Consider the following 251-nt stretch of genomic DNA (forward strand, 5'->3'; position numbering starts at 1 on the left):
CGGCCGACACGTGCACGAAGACATCCGTGCTGCCATTGTCAGGCTGAATGAAGCCGAAGCCTTTGGTGGAGTTAAACCACTTTACAGTACCAGTGTTCATAACGATTTCCTTTCAAAGCAATCGTTGTGGTTCCCGCGATGCCTTGCGAGATAAGATCGATTATTTGAGAGGAAATCCAACGGGAGCTAAAAGCTCTGGAACGACGTCACAAGCATTGGTCGATGAAGAAGATATAAGCTCAATTTTTGGT

1 protein-coding gene is annotated in these 251 nt (G+C 46.6%); it reads right to left on the minus strand.

Annotated features, from left to right (window positions below; translation table 11 throughout):
* A partial coding sequence (locus VQ830_RS25945) for a cold-shock protein (protein ID WP_337271102.1) occupies positions 1-100 on the minus strand: 100 nt, incomplete at its 3' end.
* Between the last annotated feature and the right edge of the window lie 151 nt (positions 101-251).

It is taken from the genome of Oryzifoliimicrobium ureilyticum, from assembly GCF_037199735.1.
GTDB classification, from domain to species: domain Bacteria; phylum Pseudomonadota; class Alphaproteobacteria; order Rhizobiales; family Rhizobiaceae; genus Rhizobium; species Rhizobium ureilyticus.